Source organism: Corallococcus terminator (assembly GCF_049194865.1).
Taxonomy (GTDB): Bacteria; Myxococcota; Myxococcia; order Myxococcales; family Myxococcaceae; genus Myxococcus; species Myxococcus terminator_A.
In genome coordinates, this window is sequence record NZ_JBLZWL010000075.1 from 105,872 (window position 1) to 125,338 (window position 19,467).

General features: G+C 67.1%; 15 protein-coding genes. 12 read left to right on the forward strand and 3 right to left on the reverse strand.

Annotated elements, in window-relative coordinates:
- The first annotated feature begins 99 nt into the window (after positions 1-99).
- The 8 genes from mmsA to ACN469_RS24240 all read left to right on the forward strand — a co-directional run bounded on the left by mmsA (position 100) and on the right by ACN469_RS24240 (position 9,627).
- The gene (gene mmsA / locus ACN469_RS24205) at positions 100-1,584 is read left to right on the forward strand and encodes a CoA-acylating methylmalonate-semialdehyde dehydrogenase (RefSeq protein ID WP_498771181.1); all 1,485 of its coding nucleotides are present in this window, start codon (positions 100-102) and stop codon (positions 1,582-1,584) included.
- A 62-nt stretch (positions 1,585-1,646) separates the two neighbouring features.
- Positions 1,647-2,894, forward strand: coding sequence for a GTP cyclohydrolase II (locus ACN469_RS24210; RefSeq protein ID WP_498771183.1), 1,248 nt, complete (start codon positions 1,647-1,649; stop codon positions 2,892-2,894).
- Positions 2,887-4,098, forward strand: a complete 1,212-nt coding sequence (locus ACN469_RS24215) for a URC4/urg3 family protein (RefSeq protein ID WP_498771216.1) — start codon at positions 2,887-2,889, stop codon at positions 4,096-4,098. Before ACN469_RS24210 ends, ACN469_RS24215 begins: the two co-directional genes overlap by 8 nt.
- Before the next feature lie 25 nt (positions 4,099-4,123).
- Positions 4,124-4,759: a uracil phosphoribosyltransferase gene (gene upp, locus ACN469_RS24220; protein ID WP_163870761.1), complete on the forward strand. Its 636-nt coding sequence runs from the start codon at positions 4,124-4,126 to the stop codon at positions 4,757-4,759.
- A gap of 104 nt (positions 4,760-4,863) precedes the next feature.
- Positions 4,864-5,403, forward strand: a complete 540-nt coding sequence (locus ACN469_RS24225) for an MXAN_0125 family MYXO-CTERM protein (RefSeq protein WP_498771186.1) — start codon at positions 4,864-4,866, stop codon at positions 5,401-5,403.
- A gap of 142 nt (positions 5,404-5,545) precedes the next feature.
- On the forward strand, positions 5,546-6,139 hold the full coding sequence (locus ACN469_RS24230) for a hypothetical protein (RefSeq protein WP_498771188.1): 594 nt from the start codon (positions 5,546-5,548) through the stop codon (positions 6,137-6,139).
- A 336-nt stretch (positions 6,140-6,475) separates the two neighbouring features.
- A complete protein-coding gene (locus ACN469_RS24235) occupies positions 6,476-7,771 on the forward strand; it encodes a DUF2135 domain-containing protein (protein ID WP_498771190.1) in 1,296 nt (431 codons plus the stop codon).
- Between the two features lie 386 nt (positions 7,772-8,157).
- Positions 8,158-9,627, forward strand: a complete 1,470-nt coding sequence (locus tag ACN469_RS24240) for an EGF domain-containing protein (RefSeq protein WP_498771192.1) — start codon at positions 8,158-8,160, stop codon at positions 9,625-9,627.
- A gap of 48 nt (positions 9,628-9,675) precedes the next feature.
- Here ACN469_RS24240 and ACN469_RS24245 read toward each other — a convergent pair whose 3' ends face one another.
- Both ACN469_RS24245 and ACN469_RS24250 read right to left on the reverse strand, forming a co-directional pair.
- A complete protein-coding gene (locus tag ACN469_RS24245) occupies positions 9,676-10,917 on the reverse strand; it encodes a type II toxin-antitoxin system HipA family toxin (protein WP_498771194.1) in 1,242 nt (413 codons plus the stop codon).
- The gene (locus ACN469_RS24250; protein ID WP_498771196.1) at positions 10,904-11,245 is read right to left on the reverse strand and encodes a helix-turn-helix domain-containing protein; all 342 of its coding nucleotides are present in this window, start codon (positions 11,243-11,245) and stop codon (positions 10,904-10,906) included. Before ACN469_RS24250 ends, ACN469_RS24245 begins: the two co-directional genes overlap by 14 nt.
- Before the next feature lie 496 nt (positions 11,246-11,741).
- On the opposite strand from ACN469_RS24250, the gene ACN469_RS24255 reads away from it, so the two are divergent.
- Complete coding sequence (locus ACN469_RS24255; RefSeq protein ID WP_498771198.1) at positions 11,742-12,263, forward strand: hypothetical protein; 522 nt, start codon at positions 11,742-11,744, stop codon at positions 12,261-12,263.
- Positions 12,264-12,339: 76 nt separating this feature from the next.
- Here ACN469_RS24255 and ACN469_RS24260 read toward each other — a convergent pair whose 3' ends face one another.
- A complete protein-coding gene (locus ACN469_RS24260; RefSeq protein WP_498771200.1) occupies positions 12,340-12,912 on the reverse strand; it encodes an imm11 family protein in 573 nt (190 codons plus the stop codon).
- A 459-nt stretch (positions 12,913-13,371) separates the two neighbouring features.
- On the opposite strand from ACN469_RS24260, the gene ACN469_RS24265 reads away from it, so the two are divergent.
- From ACN469_RS24265 to ACN469_RS24275, 3 genes are all read left to right on the forward strand, one after another.
- Positions 13,372-14,688 (forward strand): CapA family protein, encoded by a 1,317-nt coding sequence (locus tag ACN469_RS24265; RefSeq protein ID WP_498771218.1) that lies wholly within the window; start codon positions 13,372-13,374, stop codon positions 14,686-14,688.
- Positions 14,689-14,790: 102 nt separating this feature from the next.
- Entirely contained in the window at positions 14,791-17,085 is a 2,295-nt protein-coding gene (locus tag ACN469_RS24270; RefSeq protein WP_498771202.1) for a membrane dipeptidase, read from the forward strand.
- A 210-nt stretch (positions 17,086-17,295) separates the two neighbouring features.
- A complete protein-coding gene (locus ACN469_RS24275) occupies positions 17,296-19,395 on the forward strand; it encodes a putative metal-binding motif-containing protein (protein ID WP_498771204.1) in 2,100 nt (699 codons plus the stop codon).
- The last annotated feature ends 72 nt before the right edge of the window (positions 19,396-19,467 follow it).

The window sequence follows — 19,467 nt, forward strand, 5'->3', positions numbered from 1 at the left end:
GCCTCGCTGACAGGCTTTCTGGGGGGTGGGTTGCCGATCTGTCTGCATTCCCGGATACGATGAGGTGCACGTCCTCACCCGAATTTTATGGGGGTGCGCTTGTCGTTCGTTGAGCTTCCCGAGAGCGTCGTTCCGTGTCGAAACCTGGTGGGGGGCGAGTGGCTGGTGCCCCAAGGCGCGCAACTGCTGGACGTACGCAGTCCGTACACCGGCACCGTCATTGGCCGAGTTCCACTCACCTCCGCCGCGGGTGTAGCCCAGGTGGTGGAGGCCGCGCGGGCCGCGGCTCCTCAGTGGGCCGCCACCTCGCTGCGCGAGCGCACCCAGCTGCTCTTCCGCTTCCGACACCTGCTGGAGCAGAACCTCTCGCGGCTGGCGAACCTGGCGGCGAGCGAGGCGGGCAAGACGGTGGCGGAGGCGCGCGCCGGACTGCTCAAGGGCATCGAGGTGTGCGAGTTCGCGCTGTCCTTGCAGAACCTGGACAGCGGCGCGCACATGGAGGTCAGCCGGGGCGTCACGTGTGAGCTGCGCCGCGAGCCGTTGGGCGTCGTCGCGGGAGTCACGCCCTTCAACTTCCCGGCGATGGTGCCCATGTGGATGTTCCCCATCGCGGTGACGCTGGGCAACGTCTTCGTCCTCAAGCCGTCGGAGAAGGTCCCCCTCACCGCGTGCGCGCTCGGCGCGCTGATGCTCGAGGCGGGCTATCCGCCCGGCGTCTTCTCCATCGTTCACGGCGGCAAGGAGGCCGTGGACGCGCTGGTGGAGCACCCGGACGTGAAGGCGCTGGCCTTCGTCGGCTCGTCCGCGGTGGCGCGGCACCTCTATGTGGAGGGCAGCAAGCGCGGCAAGCGCGTGCTCGCGCTGGGTGGCGCCAAGAACCACCTCATCGTCGCGCCGGACGCGGACCCCGAGCTGACGGCGCAGGCCGTGGTGGACTCGTTCACCGGCTGCGCGGGGCAGCGCTGCATGGCCGGCAGCGTGGTGCTCGCGGTGGGCAACGTGGAGTCGCTGCTGGCGGACATCATCCGCCGCGCGGGCAGCATCGAGGTGGGCCCGGGTATGGGCGCCATCATCGACAAGGGCGCGGTGGAGCGGCTGGAGACGGCCATCGGCAAGGCCGAGTCGGAGGGCGCCAGGCTGGTGCTCGACGGGCGCGGCCGTCGTCCCAAGGACGACGCGTGGGCCGGGGGCCATTGGTTGGGCCCGTCCATCCTGGACCACGTGCGACCGGACATGGAGGCCGCGCGGCGCGAGCTGTTCGGCCCGGTGCTGTCCATCATCCGCGTGCCCACGCTGTCCGCGGCGCTCGCGGTGGAGAACGCGTCGTCCTATGGCAACGCGGCGTCCATCTTCACCACCAGCGGCGCGGTGGCGCAGACGGTGGTGGAGGGCGTGCGCGCGGGCATGGTGGGCGTCAACGTGGGCGTCCCCGTTCCGCGTGAGCCCTTCTCCTTTGGCGGCACCGGCGAGTCGCGCTTCGGCCACGGGGATATCACCGGGCCGTCCGGCCTCGACTTCTGGACGCAGCTCAAGAAGGTCACCCGCAAGTGGTCGGCGCGCACCGACGGCTCCTGGATGAGCTGAGTCGCGCCCTCAAGTCCACTTCGCCCGAGCTCCAAAAACGCGCCCGCAAGGAGGGCGCTCCCATGGCAGACAAGAAGCCCGTCAATCACATCCGCCTCACCTCACATCCAGATGGGGACGCCGTCTCCATCCGTTGGGGTGACCCGGACCCGACGCGCCGAGGCCCCGTGGTGGCCACGCTCACCGAGCCCGCGCATCGCAACGTCATCGGCACGCACGCCGGCTCCTACGCCGTCTATCGCGCGCTCGCCGTGGCCGCCGGCATGCTGCCGCAGGACCACCGCGCCGACTTGAAGGACACCTCGCCCGCGGCGCAGATTGGCCCGCACCCGTCCTGGAGCAATCCGGACCGGATTGTGTCGTTGGACCCGTGGGGCGCCGTCGCGCCGCAGGCGTTCAGCGCGCAGTCCGAGCAGGGCATCGACTTCCGTCCCACCATCGCCGTCACCCGCGCGCACATCAACCTGCCGGAGCTGCGCGACGCGATAGAGGCGGGCCGCCTCACGCCGGATGGTGACCTGCTCACCGCCAACGGCGACATCAAGGTGGTGAAGGCCGCGGTGGACCCGGTGTGGCACCTGCCGGGCATCGCCAAGCGCTTCGGCATGACGGAGAACGCGCTGCGCCGGGGCCTCTTCGAGCAGACCGGCGGCATGTTCCCGGAGCTGATTACGCGCCCGGACCTGCACGTCTTCCTGCCGCCCATCGGCGGGCTCACGCTGTACGCCTTCGGTGACATCAACTCGGTGTCCAACAAGGACATCCCCCTGGCGGTGCGCGTGCACGACGAGTGCAACGGCTCCGACGTGTTCGGCAGCGACATCTGCACCTGTCGTCCCTACCTGGCCCACGGCATCGAGGAGTGTGTCCGCACGGCGCAGGCCGGCGGCGCGGGCATCATCGTCTACCTGCGCAAGGAGGGCCGCGCGCTGGGCGAGGTGACCAAGTTCCTGGTGTACAACGCGCGCAAGCGGCAGGAGGGCGGCGACTCCGCGGCCACCTACTTCCAGCGCACCGAGTGCGTGGCCGGCGTGCAGGACATGCGCTTCCAGGAGCTGATGCCGGACGTGCTGCACTGGCTGGGCATCACCCGCATCCACCGCTTCGTGTCGATGAGCGACATGAAGCACGACGCGATTGTGCGCTCGGGCATCGAAATCCTGGAGCGCGTGCCCATCCCCGATGCGCTCGTCCCCGCCGACGCGAAGGTGGAGATGGAGGCGAAGAAGGCGGCGGGCTACTTCACCAAGGGGCCCGTGGCGGACGCGACGGCGCTGACCCAGGTGAAGGGGCGTGGCCTCGATGTCTGAGCAGCCGCTGGCGAGGGCGGACGTGTCCCCGGCGGTGGCGTGGCTGCGCACGCCGGCCGCCATCCGCGAGCGCTGCCATCAGCTCCTGGATTTAGGACTGGCCGGCAAGCTGGCGCACTTCCGGGTGGAGCCCTCGCGGCTGCCCATCGTCGTGGACACGGTGCTGAGCGTGACGCGCGAGGCGTACCCCACGCTGGACATCCCGGTGCACAGCCGCTGGCGCCACTTCGACGCGGGCGGCGTGCAGCGCGTGGCGGAGCTGGAGGCGCGCCTGAAGGACGCCACGCCGCAGGAGCGCGCGAAGGCGAAGCTGGACCTCGCCGTGGTGAGCGTGCTGCTGGACGCGGGCAGCGGCCCGAAGTGGAGCTACCGCGAGCAGGGCGGCGCGGTATGGGCGCGCTCGGAGGGGCTGGCCGTGGCCAGCTTCCGCATGTTCATGGACGGCGTCTTCTCCTCGGACCCGGACCGGCCGCTGCGCGCGGACTCCGAGGCGCTGGGGCGCTTGTCGCGTGAGGCGTTGGCTCAAGGGCTCCAGGTCTCCGACACGAACCCGCTGGATGGGTTGGACGGACGGCTGCACCTGATGCACGGCCTGGCGCGCGTGCTGCCCCGGCCCGGCGCGCTGCACGACATCGTCGCCGCGCAGGGGCGGAGCGTGAGGGGCTCGGAGCTGCTGGGCGTGGTGCTGGAGAGACTGGGCCCCATCTGGCCGGGCCGCGTCATGGTGGACGCGGTGAACCTGGGCGACGTGTGGCCGCACTCCGCGCTGGGCCCGGTGGAGAGCGTGGACGCGCTGGTGCCCTTCCACAAGCTGTCGCAGTGGCTGACGTACTCGCTGGTGGAGCCGCTGGCGGAGGCGGGCATCCGCGTGGTGGAGCTGGACGGCCTCACTGGCCTGCCCGAGTACCGCAACGGCGGCCTCTTCGTGGACCTGGGCGTGCTGGTGCCCAAGGACCCGCGGCTCACCCAGGAGGCGCTGCACCCGAGCGAGGAGCCCATCGTCGAGTGGCGCGCGCTGACGGTGGCGCTGCTGGACCGGGTGGGCGCGCTGGTGCGAGGCCGGCTGGGGATGACCGCGGAGGAGCTGCCGCTGGCGAAGGTGCTGCAAGGCGGGACGTGGACGGCGGGGCGCAAGGTCGCCGCCGAGCGACGTCCCGGAGGCGTGCCGCCGATTCGTGTCGAGAGCGATGGAACGGTGTTCTGACAACCGCTGAGAGAGGGAGGACGCAATGGAGTTCCCCAACTGCACCGTGGTGGACCATCCGCTGGTGAAGCACAAGCTGACGTTGATGCGCCGCGCGGAGACGAGCACCGCCTCCTTCCGGGCGCTGCTCCAGGAAATCTCCCTGCTGCTGGCGTACGAGGCGCTGCGGGACTTGAAGGTCCGCGACGAGGAAATCCAGACGCCGATGGCGCCCATGAAGGCGCCGGTGCTGGAGGGCAAGAAGCTGGTGCTGGTGGCCATCATGCGCGCTGGCCAGGGCATCCTCGACGGGATGCTCCAACTGGTGCCCTCCGCGCGCGTGGGCCACATCGGCCTGTATCGGGACCCGGAGACGCTGACGCCGGTGGAGTACTACTACCGGGTGCCGGGACAGCTGGCGGACCGCGACGTGGTGGTGTGTGACCCGATGCTCGCCACGGGCAACTCCGCGGTGGCGGCGCTCCAGCGGGTGAAGAAGAGCAAGCCCGGCTCGCTGCGCTTCGTCTGTCTGTTGGCGTGTCCGGAGGGCCTGGCCAACCTGCGCGAGCACCACCCGGACGTGCACGTGTACACGGGCGCGGTGGACGAGCGCCTCAATGAGCACGGCTACATCCTCCCGGGCCTGGGCGACGCGGGAGACCGGCTCTTCGGCACCAAGTAGCGCGCCCGGTAATTGCCTCCGTCAACGATGTTTTGGCGGCCCCGCTGGCGCGCGACAGGATGCGCGCTGGCAGGGGCCAGCACGTCGAGACGGAGGTACGCGGGATGCGAGCGAGGATTTTCTGGCCCCCGAATGGGGCCGCATGGCTTGGATGGCTGCTGTTGGCGGGAGTGGGTGGCGCGCTGGCTGCCCACGCGGAGAGCGACCCGTGCGACTGCGTCACCGACCATCAGAGCGTGGTGTCTGAGATGCCATGTCTTGTCATCTCCGCCTATTCGAACTGTGGCGCGAGCACGGTGCGCAATGCCTGTGACGCACCCGTGACGCTGATGCGCTGGCCGCTCGTCGATTGCGCGGAGGGGCTGTGTGATTTGGAGCTCCAGCCGAACGAGCAGGCCTCCTTTCACTTCGTGGGCGGACGCGGACAGTCCTTGTCCATGAAGTGGGGCGTGGAGGAGCGCTTCGAGGAGGAGTCCTTCACCGTCTCCGTCGAGGGTGAGGAGCGCGACCTCGTCGTCTCCGCGAGCGTGTCGTGCGTGACGGGGAAGGAATCCCCGAGCGGCTGCGCGTCCTCGCCGGGAGGGATGGCGCTCGCGGGCGTGCTGGCGCTCCTGGGCGGCTGGCGTCGTCGCCGCGCCAGCTGACCGTCGCCCGAAGGACACGGGTCGCGGCGGATGGAACTGTGTGGATTTGAACCGGAAATTCTAGAATAGTCATCGAACTCTCCGTGGGGGAGCGAGGGGCCCATGTCGGGCTCCCTCTCTTCTCGGAGGGGATGGAAACTGCATGAAGCGCGGTGGAAGTGGCCCTGTGTGGGCGGTGTTGTCGTGTCTGTTGTTGGGGGCTTGTGGTGTGGAGTCCCTGGAGGATGCGTCGAGCGGGGATGAGGCGGCGCTGCCTCTCAGGAGCTCCGAGGCCTCGCTGACGTGGGACCCGTATGCGGACGCGGTGGCGTCTGGCACCACGGTGACGGTGCTCAACGCGAGCGCGGCGCTGGGCGCGCCGGACGGGCACGCGGCGACGCTGTTGAGCCTGCTCAACACGGCGCTGGTGTTGGATTTGGGCGCGGGTGAGGAGGGCACGGGTGACTTGCGTGTCCACTACCAGGGCCTGTCGCTGGCGCTCCTGGAGGGAGACGGCCCCGAGAACATCTTCTGGGCCTCGGACAGGACCCCTCCGAGCGGTACCTATGACATCTGCCTGATAGCGAGCAGCTTCGCGCCCGACATCTCTCCAGCGGACCCGGTGAGCTACACCATCAAGGTGCGCGTACCCGGTCAGCCGGACCAGGACTTCTCCGGCGCATACACCTCGGATGTGATTACGATGGAGTGTACTCCTGAAGAGGCCAGCTACGTCGGGTCCATCACCTACCCTTGAGACACGAGAAGTGACGGACACCGGCCCGCGAGGGGAGGTCGCCCCGCGGGCCGGTGGTGGTTGGACGGGGCTTCCCGGCTCGCGGGTCTGGCGGACGTCCGGGTGGAAAGGCTCGCATGTATCGAGTCTGACGTTGGCTCCAGCGCGGTGTCGACTGGCGCGCGCTGCCACGACACACGACGCATGCGTTGTCGGCTGGGATACGGGCAGGTCCGTGGAGAAGGGCGCCCCGCTCGCCGGAATGAATTCTTCATGCGTTTCATGCCGCGACGGCGGGCCCTCGGTGATGTTTCACCCGAGGGCCTCGTCCGTTCAGTCGAGCGAATGGAGCGAAACATGAAGGCCAGTCAGGGTGTCTGGGTGTCGCGCGGGTTGAGCGCGGCCCTGGTGTTCGTCGCTGTCGGTGCTTTCAGTGCGTGCGGCGTCGGTCCCGAGGATGAAGCGCTCCTCGAGGCCACGCCTTCGAGCGAGGTCTCCGCGTTGGCGTGGGACCCGTATGCGGACGCGGTGGCGTCTGGCACCACGGCCGCGGTGCTCAACCCGGGCAGGGCGCTGGGCGCACCGGACGGGCAGGTGGCGACGGTGCTGGGCCTGCTCAACTCGGCGCTGGTGCTGGACCTGGGGCAGGGCGAGGAGGGCACCGGCGACCTGCGCGTCTATTACCGCGGGCTGAACGTGGCGCTGGTGGCGCAGGTGGACTTCGTGAAGGCGGATGGGAGGACGACCATCAGCTCCGGCCCGCTGCGGCTGGTGGAGCTGGGCCTGGGAACCCACGTGGCGGTGGTGAGGTACTCGGGCAACGAGCCCTACCGCTACGTGCGCCTGCGGGGCGCGCTGCTCGCGCTCTACCTGGTGGATGCGGTGGAGACGTCCATCCGGCCCTTCTGTGGTGACGGCGTGCCAGGCGGGGACGAGGCCTGTGACGATGACAACCAGCTCTCCGGGGACGGCTGTAGCAGCGTCTGCCAGGTGGAGCCCGGCTACACCTGCACGGGAGCGCCGAGCGTCTGCACGGACATCGACGAGTGCGCCCTGGGTACTGACACGTGCGCGCCAGAAGAGGTGTGTGTCAACACGCCGGGAGGCTTCGAGTGCGAGGAGTCCACCTGCGCTCCGCCGCGCATCGTCTGCGGCGAGGCCTGCGTCGACCCGAACACCGACAACAACCACTGCGGCGCCTGTGGCTATGTCTGCGGCGCGGGAAAGGCCTGCTCGTCGGGCGTGTGCCTGGGAACGGGCAACCTCCAGTTCACCGCGACCTGGAGCCGCAACGGTGACGCGGACCTCTTCGTGTTTACGCCCACGGGCAAGCGCATCTTCTACAACAACAGGGGGCCCAACGAAGGGACGGGCTTCGGCGCGCTGGACGTGGATGACCTGACAGGTGATGGGCCGGAGAACATCTTCTGGGCTCCGGACCGGACGCCGCCCGCGGGCACCTACAACATCTGCCTCCGGGTGGGCGCCTTCAACCCTCCTCCGAGCCCCGGAGCCCCCGTGAACTACAACGTCCGCGTGCGGCGACCTGGCCAGCCGGACCTCGACTTCACCGGCGTGGTCACCCAGAACAGGTCCGTCCAGCTGTGCCTGCCCAGCGAGCCCGCCTTCGTCGGGTCCGTCGTCTATCCTTGAGACCCGAGAAGTGAGACGCGAGAAATGACAGACACCGGCCCGCACGAGGAGGTTGCTCCGCGCGGGCCGGTGCTGGGGCGGGTGAGGACCCGTCCTCACACGGTTCCAGGCGCGAGCTGGAGAAGGGCTTGTTCCTGACCCCGAGGGGTGAAAGACACCCATATATCGCGTGTCATTCTTTTCGCGGGAAGGGTGTTCACTGACTCGCTCCGCGATGACCGACGACGTCTGTCCTGTTGGCTGGGGCACGGGCGCGCTGGCCGAATCGAAGGCAATCTCAACAAGAAAAAAACCTTCGTCCGTTCCATTTCCCAGACAAGTGCTCGCGGTGGATGGCTTCACCGGGGGGGCTTCGTCCCATCAATTCGAACGGAATGGAGCGGAACATGAAGGTCCGTCGCGGTGTGTCTGTGTCGCGCTGGTTGAGCGCGGCCATGGCGTTCGTCGTTGTCGGTGCGTTCGGTGCGTGTGGCGCCAGTCCCGACGAAGAAGTCCTCTCCGATGCTGAGATTTCGAGCCAGGAGTCCTCGCTGGCTGGAGACCCGTATGCCAATGCGGTGGTGCAGGACGGTCTCCTGGGTGTGAACAACCCCCAGAACGCGGTGGGGGCTCCGAATGGGACGGTCGCCACCTTCCTGGGTCTGCTGGGGGCCTCGCTCACGCTGGACATGGGCGTGGGTGAAGAGGGGACCGGGCCGCTGCGCATCTACTACCAGGGGCTGAACGTGGCGGTGGTGGCGCAGGTGGAGTTCCTGCGCGCGGACAGGAGCATCATCTCCACGGGACAGGCGCAGTTGTTGGATTTGGGGCTGGGGTCCCACTCGACGATTGTGGCCTTCAGCAGCGCCACGCCCTACCGCTACGTGAGGCTTCGCAGCGGGGTGCTCGTGCTCCTCCAGATTGACGCGGTGGAGGCGACGAGCATCGTGGGCACGGGTGTCTGTGGCGACGGCCAGGTGGGCACTGGTGAGGGCTGTGACGACGGGAACCGGATGGCGGGGGACGGCTGTAGCGCCCAGTGCGCGGTGGAGCCGGGGTACACCTGTCAGGGCCAGCCCAGCGTCTGCCATGACGTGAATGAGTGCACCAACGGCACCGCGCAGTGCTCGCCGAACGCGTACTGCACGAACACGCCGGGCAGCTACACCTGCACGTGCAAGCCGGGCTACTCGGGGGATGGCTGGACGTGTAACGACATCAACGAGTGCACCAATGGGACGGCCCACTGCCAGCCGGGCGAGACGTGTGTGAACACGCCGGGCAGCTTCGAGTGCCGGCCGGCGACCTGCGCGCCGCCGCGAGTCCAGTGCGGCTCGCAGTGCGTGGACACCTCGTCGGACGAGCACAACTGCGGCGCGTGCGGCAACGTCTGCGCGGCGGGGAAGACCTGCACGGCGGGGGTGTGCACGGGCGGTGGCGGGGGAGTCACCCTGCAGGTCACCGCGACGTGGGGCCGTGACGGGGATGCGGACCTGGTGGTCCGGACGCCCACGGGCAAGATCATCTACTACGACAACCGCGGGCCGGGGCCGAGCACGGATGGGGGTGAGCTGGACATGGACGCGTCGGGTGGGCGGGGGCCGGAGAACGTCGTCTGGAACCCGGGCTACACGCCGCCGAACGGCACGTATGACATCTGCCTCAAGGCGGCGGGTTTCTCGCCGCTGCCCTCGGCGGAGAACCCCGTTCCGTACTCCGTGAACGTGAAGCGCGCGGGGCAGGCGGACCAGGTCTTCACGGGCGTCGCCACCAGCGCCGACGTGGGGGCCGCGTGCTACCCGTGCCACCCGTCGTACGTCGGGTCCATCACGTATCCGTCGGGTGTGAGTGGCGGCGGCGAGCCGCACTGCCCGTAGTGAGCTGACGGTGGGCGCGGAGCGCAGGTGCTTCGCGCCCACCGGTGGTCAGTCGTACTCGAAACCTTCGTAGCCGAACGCTCGCTCGATGGCCGTCAGGTCTGCCTCGGTGCCTCCGCACTCCTTCACGACGGCGCGCCAGCGGGCGGACACGGTGGCCTTCATCGTGTCGATGAGGTGAGAGGCGTCCTCGCGGGACATGCGGAACCGGCCGCATTCGCTCAAGAGGTTGCTGCGATTGGCGCGACGGTTCTTCGCGCTCCCCACCTCCATGGCCAGGTCCCGCTCGGTGCTGGCCTGGGGCATGGGGGTGAGGTCATAGGCGGGAGAGAGGCTCCATTCCGGACCCGTGGCAATCAGCGCATGATTGCGCGGATGGTCATCCACGTTCGAGATGAGCGCGTTGAAGACCATTCGCGAGAACAGCTCGCGCAAGTCCTCCGTGGGATTGCCCACCCAGCGCTTCAGCTCGTCGGCCAGCCGGATGTATGACCATTTCGAGCGGTCCAGCGGGTTCTCGTCGGCACGGAGGACCGTCAGCGCGCTGACCATGCGGTGCCGCAGGTAGCCGTCGCCCTCGATGCGCTTCCGGTCGAACCGGCGCACGAGCAGGACATCTCGGCCCGCGACGGAGGTGACCTTGCTGAAGGCGGCGCTCAGGCCGCACTCCCGCGCGAGCCGCAACATGCCACCTTCGACCGCGGCATTGTTCCAGCGGTCATTGCGCGCCGGGAACTTGGCCACCCAGAGGCCTTCGTCATCTTCGACGACGTTCTTGGGGCGAGCACCTCCCAGGGAGCTGCCTGGGTTTACCAACTCGTCCACTTGCGCCGTTGACGGTGGGAGGCCCTGCTCGATTCGCTCGGCTTCCTCGAGCAGGCGGTTCAACTGAAGCACCTTGTTGAATTGATGAACGGGCGCGGGCGGCGTGGGGCTCGCGCCAAAGGACAGCGCACCCGCGCGGTCCTCGGGGGAGTGGAGCAGGAAGTCGATTTCGGTCAGCGCCGTGCGCCCGAGCTGGCGTTCGATGACGGTGCGTCCCCAGGCATCCGGAGAGGAGTCTCGCAGGGCGCCGAAGATGCCGCCGAGTCTGGCTGTTTCGAAGGTGCCCGGGCGCAAGGCGAGCTCGAACTTCTCCAGTTCGACCGCGCGAGGATTGCTCAGGTAGCTGTTGCCATAGACAAAGCGGCCGACGTCGCCCTGCTGGACGAACAAGCCGCAGGTGACGACCTCCATCGAGGTTGGAAGCTGGATGTAGACGTAGCAGCGGGCCTCCTCAGAAGTCGGCATCGAGTCCTCGCGAGGAACGAACGCGCTTCGGTTGGCGTGCCAGCTCCAGCGTCTTGCCCTCCTCATCACGGTCCGGAGAGCCGAGGTTCTCGAACTCGCGCTCGAGTCCCAGGGCCCACAATGCCGCGAAGTAGGCGCTGATCGCCGTGGTGGGGTTGCCCGCTTCAATGCGCTGGAGTGTCCCGAGCGCGAGCCCCGTTTTCTTCGCGAGGTCAGCCTGTCGCAAGCCCCGGCGGATGCGAGCCCGAGTGATGTTCTGGCCCAGCCGGCTGACCGCGCGGCCTACGTCCAGGGGCGTTGTTTCGGGAGTGAGGTTTTGTCGAGGCATGGATTAATCTATTGATTATAAGGGACGGTCAGATTCAATCTATTGAATCTGACCGTTCAGCGCAATCCATCGAACCCGTGGCTCCGGGTACCCCCTGGATCCGATGGATTGAGGTGGTGGACACCGGGACTTCCAGCCTGCACGGTTGCTTTGGCGGCAGGTAAACCTGCGCTCTGTCTGATGGAGCGAACGCCGGGAGGTCCGCCCTCGAGCCCAGCGTTGTCGACATGTCTCGTGGCATCCCGCGCGTTGCCATGCGCCGCTGCGGGGCATGTGGCCCTGTACCTTCGCGCCAGGACAGCATCCAGGGGGTAACGGGCGGAGGCGCGGATGCGTGCCGCAGCGGACGATGACTCAGGGCTCGTGGGCAAGAGGCCAGTCCAGCTCATTAGGCTTCTCGTGATGGGAGCGAAGAGGTGACGTGAGTTGCTTCGTGCGTTTCCGTTACGAGCCTCTCGTTCATGAGGCTTCGTCACCGTGAGCGGGAGTCGTAGTCATGAAGTCCATCATCCACTTCAAGTCCTTGTCTGGGTTGTTCCTGGTGTTGTCCCTGTTCGTCACGGCGGAGGCGCGAGCGCAGTTCGTGCTCCTCGCGTGTGTGGGAGCGGAAGTCACCGAGTTCGATCCGGGCCTCACCAACACCGCCCAGCAGACCCATATCTCCGCCATCGGGACTCACGGGTGCGCGGGGTTGCCGCTGAATCTGCCCTCCGCCATCGTCACCACGGAAGCGGATGGCATCCTCAGCTGTGGGTTCGGCCAGGCCCTCTCCACCATCCACATCAAGTGGAGTGATAACACCGTGAGCATCGCGTCGGGCACCACCGCGGTGAACGTGAAGCCAGCCGGAGAGGTCGTCGTCGTCCTCACCGGGTCGGTGGTGAGCGGCCGGTTCCTGGGCGCGACGGTGGTGCGCACGCTGACGCTGCTCAACACGGACGTGTTGGGGTGTTTCACGGCGGAGGGTGTCACGGACGTCGCCGGCCCCGTCACGCTGGTGGTGACGAAGCTGCTGTGAGTCCCCTCTGAGTTGTGCGCCGGGGCTCCGCTTTGGCTGCCGCCTGGTTCCACGACGGCGGCAGTTGAAGCGCGGTCTAGACTTCCTCGAACTCCGCGCCTGTGACCATGGCGCGCTCCAGGGCCACCTTGATGTCCTCCGACACGACGAGGGCGACGGTCCACCCCCAAGTGCGGAAGACCTTTGTGCTGCCTGGCTTCATGGGGTCAATCCGGAGGCCGTACACGCTGCGGTATTGGCCGAGCTTGTCGGGTCGCTCATCCTCTGGCTTCCAACGCAGAATCTCTTCCGAGGCCTTGTCGTCGATGCACCGGACAAGCTTTGTCGCCACGAGGATGACGTACTGGTCTGGAAAGCCTTTGACGTCGACTGGGAGGAGTTGCACGTCGTCGGGCGCCAGCTCCGCGAAGGGGGTTGCCACCCTGACGTGGAGAATGGGCGTCCTGCCGGCGCCCGCCATGCTGAAGTCGCGCGGACGCCCGGTCTCCCGAACAGGAACCGTCAGACCTCCATGTGCATGGACGACAGGCCGTCCCGACGTGAACTCCATCATGTCTTCCAGTTCCTGGCCCTGTCCGTCCATCGGCGTTCCCAGGAACCAGTTCCCGGCCTGAACGTCTTCACTGAGCCTGAAATATCGAGTCGGCATGGTGGACTTCTCAATGACCTCATTTGCCCTGAGTCAGAAGCCTTTGGATCATCGTTCCATGGCGATGGCAAAGGCCAACGTGTACTTGCCGTCGCTGGCCAGCAGGGGACCATCCGCCAACAGTCGCAAGCAACATGGAGTGTCCTCCAGACAGGCCCCGTTACGGCGCGGGCACCACCCTGCGATAGCGGAAGCCACTGACACTGACCCCGCCCCCGTGAGGGACCTTGCCTGCGCTGCTCCAGACGCCGGCCGGTGTCACCGGCGTCGCGGGAGGGATGGCGCCGTGCGCAAGACGCGGCGCGTCCTCTCGATAAAGTCGTGTCGGGACGTCTCGACGCGAGCGCGGAGTCACCGGGGCGGGGCGGCGCCCACCCAGGGTTCCCTCGGCCGGGGATTCCGTGTCCGTGGAGGGGGTGGACTAAGGTGGCGAGCGTGCCTTCGCCCGCGCTGTTGCTCATGCCCCTGTTGTTCGCCGCCGTGCCCGCCTCGCATGTGGAGCTCGTGTTCGGCGGGGATGTGATTCCTCACGGCGAGGTGAAGACGGTGGCGAAGCTGCACGCGCGCACCGGGGCGGTGCCACCGGAAGGTGGGGTGGCGCCGTCGCTCAACAATGAGGGCTGGGACCATGTCTTCGGTCCCATCGCGGACGTGCTGCGCACCGCGGACGTGGGCGTCCTGAATCTGGAGACGCCCGTCACCGACAACAAGAAGGCGGTGACGCGGGAGCTGCTCTTCAACGCGCCGTCGGCCATGGCGCGAGCGCTCTTTGCCGCCGGAGTGAAGGTCGTCTCCACCGGCAACAACCACGCGAGGGACCAGCTCCCCACGGGGCTGGTGGAGACGCTGCGCCACCTGGATGCGACAGGCCTGCGCCACACGGGCACGGGCGCGACGAGGGACGCGGCCTGGGAGCCCGTCCTCGTGGACGTGCGAGGGATGAAGGTGGGCTTCCTGTCCTTCACGCGGTTGCTGAACGGCTTCAGCAATCCGAAGGACGCGCAGTCACCGCACGTGGCCTACGTGCCGTATCCCGCGTTCCGCCTTCACCGGGGGCTCACCACCGACGAAGCGGTGGAGAAGGTCCGAGCCGTCGCCGCGCGCTGTGACGCGCTCGTCGTCCTGGTGCACTGGGGAACCGAGTACGCCGACTCGCCGAACTCCGAGGACCGCGAGTTGGGCCGCGAGCTGCTGGACGCCGGAGCGCTGGCGGTCATCGGCCACCATCCGCACGTGCTCCAGCCTCTGGAGGGCTACACGACGGCGGACGGGCGCAAGGGCCTCATCGCCTTCTCCCTGGGCAACCTGGTGGCGAACCAGGACCGCTTCTACCACCACGCGCCTGGGAAGAAGGGCGTGGCGGGGGACAAGCGGGACTCCATGCTGCTGCGAGTCGCACTGGAGCGCCCGGCGACCGGGGGGCGAGTGGTGCTGGGGGACGTGGCGGTGCTGCCGGTGTGGATTGAGAACAACGCGGTGGGGCGCAAGGGCAAGGAGCGGCGCAACATCCAGCCGGTGCTCATCGACCGGGAGCTGGAGGCGGTGACGGAGCGGCTCGCGGCGCTGGCGGCCCGGCCCGCGCCGCTGGACAAGGCGACGCTGGCGGAGAAGGCACTTCTGGAGAAGCGGCTCGTGAACTCCCAGCACCGGCGCACGCGCATCCTCCGAATGCTGCCGGAGGGCTTCGCCGTGGCCTCCTCCGAGCTGCGCCAGCGCACGGCCTTCGTGCCGCCCGCGCCCGAGACTCGGAGCGTGGCGACGCAGACGGCGCCGTAGCGGTGTGGCACCGTTGCGTCAGTCACGGAATGGCGAGCCCTGGCTTGAACTTGGGGGGTGGGGTGGCGCTAAGTGGGGGATTCCACTTGCAGGGAGTCCCCCATGTCCCTTTCGCGTCGTCTTCGATGGTGTTCCACCTGGGTCCTGGCCATGGCGTTGTCGTGCGTGCCGGTGGAGGAGGGACAAGCGCCCTCCGAGCCGCTGGGCACGGAGGAGCAGGCGCTGGGCGTGCCGGGCTTCGCGGAGCTGCACCACCACATGTTCGCGGAGGAGGCGTTTGGCGGGGGCTGGTTCCACGGCACCGTCGCGGACGCGCTCACGCGGTGTGACGGCGGGTGGCCGGAGAGCGACCATGCTCGGGTGCGGATGGACCTGAGCCATCTGCTCAACCTGTGTCCGAACTCGAGCAACCTCGACCTGCGCGGGGTGCCGGTGTTGTCGCAGTTGTTCGGCGTCGCGGGGGCGGTGGGCTCGGAGTTCCTGGGGAAGATTGAGGGGACGGAGGGCGACACGGGCCTGCACGACGGGCGGCGCAACCCGAACACGCAGTGGCCGCGCTGGGACACGATTGCGCACCAGCAGTCGTGGGAGGGGTGGCTGCGGCAGGCGCACCAGGGCGGCATGTCGCTGGTGGTGGTGTCGGCGGTGAGCAACGGCTTCCTGTGTGAAGCGCTGCCGCCGCAGAACCGCACGCGGCCGTGTGACGAGATGGTGGACGTGGAGGTGCAGTTGCAGAAGGCGCGCGAGTTCGCCGCGACGCGCGACTGGGTGGACCTGGCGCTGACGCCGGCGGATGCGCGGCGCATCATCTCCGAGGGCAAGCTGGCGATGGTGCTCTCCATCGAGACGAGCAAGCTCTTCGGCGCGAAGGACTGGCGCGCGGAGCTGGAGCGCTTCCATGGGTTGGGGGTGCGCACGTTGCAGCCGGTGCACCAGCTGGACAACCGGTTTGGTGGCGCGGCGCCGCACAACGCCATCTTCCAGGCGGCGCAGTTCATCGAGAACTGTCACATCGACACGGACTGTGGGCTGACGGTGGGAGGGCTCACGCTGGGCTTCGACGTGGACTCGAGCTGCCGCAACGTGAAGGGCCTGACGGGGGAGGGGCAGCAGCTGATGCAGGCGATGATGGACAAGGGGATGCTCATCGACCTGGCGCACCTGTCGGAGAAGGGCGTGCGGGATGCGTACTCGGTGGCGGAGCGCAACAAGTACTACCCGCTGTATGTGAGCCACGGGCATTTCCGCGAGGTGATGAACGGGAAGCTGGCGGAGAACGAGAAGACGACGCCGGCGTGGGTGGTGCAGATGTTGCGGCGCACGGGCGGCATGTTCGGTCTGCGCACGGCGCATGACGAGACGCGGACGTATACGAAGTCCGGCGTGGCGAACAACTGCCAGGGGTCGACGCGGTCCTTCGCGCAGGCGTACGAGTTCGGTCGTCAGGGACTGAAAGTGCCGATGGCGTTTGGCGCGGACTTCAACGGGTTCATCCAGCAGACGCGGCCGCGGTTTGGAGAGGATGGGGCGTGTTCGGCGGGGTTCCAGGCGGAGGCGGACGCGCAGGCGCGGCAACAGACTCTGCAGGGGCCTGGGCGGTTGGGGACGGCGTTCGACGAGCAGGGCCTGGCGCACGTGGGCCTGTTGCCGGACATGGTGAAGGACCTGCGGAACCTGGGGGTGAATACGGCGGGGTTGGCGGGTTCGGCGGAGACGTTCATCCGGATGTGGGAGCGGACGTCGGTGACGCGCACGGGGATGGCGGACGCGGCGCTGGATATCGACACGTCGGGGGTGGCGGCGTGGGTGAAGCCGGAGGACCGCGAGGGGGCGTACCCGACGGTGTGTGGGAAGGCCTATTCGCCGGACAGCAAGGAGTTGAACCAGGAGTGCCGGTTCGACGACGAGTGCTTGAGCGAGCAGTGCACGTCGGTGTTGTGCAGCACGTTCGATGGGCGGTGCGTGTGCAACGGGGATGAGGATTGTGGAGGGGTGGGGTACTGCCAGAAGGACACGCCGGGGAATCCGGCGGACAACGACTGCGTGCCGAAGAAGACGGACTGGACGTCGTGCAGTCGGGATGGGCAGTGCCAGTCGGGGGCGTGTGGAGGGTGCGCGGACGCGGTGGGGTGGTGCTTTACGCCGAGGTCGAAGGCGTACGGGCAGACGTGCAAGTCGGATAGGGAGTGCACGACGGACCGGTGCAGCGCGGACTGTTACGTGAATCCGACGGGGAGTTGCCTGTGTGACAGCGACTCGCACTGTGGTGCGAGCCAGTACTGTGGCTGGGGTCTGAACGCGGGCAAGTGCCAGAACAAGAAGGGAAGAGGGGCGGCCTGCGGCTCCGGGCGCGAGTGCCAGTCGGGGGAGTGCCGGTGGTCCTTCACGTGTAAGTAGGCGAGAGCCTTGGGGATGCCGGGGGCGAGGAGCCCCTGGCGTCCCGGGTGCGGGCGGGGGCGCTCGGAATCTTGGAATGCTGGGAGAGGGAGGCGGGGGCCTGTGTGCCTGGACGGCCGGGCCGGAGTTTTGCCGGGGGAGTGAGGGCGAGGGGGCGCGGGGGTAAGAGGGGTGAGCGAGCGGGACGGAGGGTGCGGTAGAGTGCGCCCCATGCGTCGCCTTTCCTTGCTCCTGCTCCCTCTGCTGGTCCTCGCGTGCTCCAAGGAGCAGGCAGGGACCTCGCTCGTCATCAATTACACCCCAGGTTTCCAAAAGGGTTGTTTCAGAGTCGTGGTCCAAGATGCCGCGAACGACACCTTAAAGGATGACAAAACCGTTAGCCCCAATGCGGCGCGGGAAGGCGAGGGAGGCGGCTCCTTCGTGAAGGTCGGTGTGCTCCAAAAGACGGGGTGGAGCAAAGAGGTCAATGTGACCGTCACGGCACACGAGTATTCGTGTGAAACAGACGACAGCGGCACGCCGATACGGAAGTTGGTGGGTACTAAGTCAGTCAAGCTCACCCTGCCAGACGAGGGGGCTCATGGCGAGTCTGAGGTGTCGTTCGAGACGCCGGACGAGGACCATGATGGCTTCCTCCCTGCGGATAAAGGCGGCACGGACTGCGACGACAAAGATGGGATGCGGAACCCCGCGCAGGCCGAGATATGCGACGACAAAGACAATAACTGCGCGGGCACAGTTGCTGATGAAGACCTGGACTTGGTGGACATGTTCCATGATCGGGACGAAGATGGATTCGGTGGGGAGGCAACTCGGCACTGCGTGCCTGTGAGTAGTCTCCGTAAGTATTCGACCAAGGGGGGAGACTGTAATGACAGTGACCCGTCGGTGGCTCCGGATAAGGAAGAGCTTTGCGACGGTATTGACAATAACTGCGCAAGCATTGGTGGTGTTGCTGTCGACGAGACCTTCTCGACAAAGAATCAATCATGTGCAAGTGGCTGCGGAACCATGGCATGCGCGCTGGATGGTAGGTCAGTTCAGTGCAGTGCCCCTCTTCCTGCGATCTACTATCTGGACAAAGACCGTGATGGCGAAGGGACCGCCACCGTCATCCAGACTGTGAATCCTATGGTGGTCTGCCAGGGGGGAAATCCCCCAGCACAGCCAGATTATGTCCTCGAAAAGCAGGGCGACTGTGACGATGCGGACCCTGCGGCGAAGCCCGGTCTCACGGAGGTGTGCGATGCCATCGACAACAATTGCGACGGTATCGTGGATAACGCCGCAGAGATATGTGGTGGCACGCTGAAGGACGTGGTCAACCATCACGTAACTTCGGGCGATCCAGACTGGAGGACGGTATCGGTGGGGCCGGGGGGATATCCTGTGTGGGTCGCGGGGCTTGGCGGCAAACTGGCGATGCGCAGGACGGCCAGTGATAAGTTCGAGAGTTTCAGCTATGAAAGCTCTCCAGGTCCGACCCCTTCGGACGGGAGCCTTCCGATCCACTTGAACAACTGTGGAAGTACGAATTGGACAGTCTCCTGGGTGAACTCCAAAGGGATGGTGTTCCTGGGCGGCGAATTGGGAGCGCTGGCCTTTCATTCTGGGACAACCAGTTACACGTGCCAACTGGGTGGCGTGCCACACAATGCCAACCTCACGGGAATGATAGGCTTCGAATCCGGTGGGGTAAATACCCTCTACATTACCGACACGGAAGGTCGGTTGATTAAGTGGGTGGTAGGTGGCACGCCCGCATTCACGACGGTGCACGACAGCAACTACAACTACTATGGACTCCACGGCCTGAGTGAGAACTTCCTGCTGGTGTCAGGAGGGGTCACGTCAGGAGACGCGGGCCAAGCGTTCCAGTCCTATACCAATGGCAATGGCAATCCCTCGTCGTTGCACGCGACCCTTCCAGACAATGGAAGCGGCACTGCGAACGCGGTGTGGATGGGGACGGCCACCAAGGCGTGTGCGGTGGGGGATGGAGGGTTGGCGTGGCGTTGGGATGAGCCGGCGACGTGGAGAAAGGCCGAGGCTTCAGGGACGGCGGTCGACTTCAGCAGCGTGGTGATGCGGTACGACGCGCAGAACCCACTGAACGACCAGTGCTACATCGTGGACAAGGGGTCGAACGGTAAGCTGCGCCGGCTGACTCCATATGGCTGGGCCAAGCCGTTGGATCTGCTGCCGTCGAACAGGGCGAACGTCCCCCTGCGAGACATCGCCATCACCGCGACAGGTGACCTCTGGATCGTCGGCGACGACGGCCGGGTGTTTCACTACCCAGAGCAGTAGTCGTCGCTCGGGGCTGTGCCACGCTTCGGGCCTGGAGGGCCGGAGCGTGGTGTGTTGGACAGGAAAGGCCTG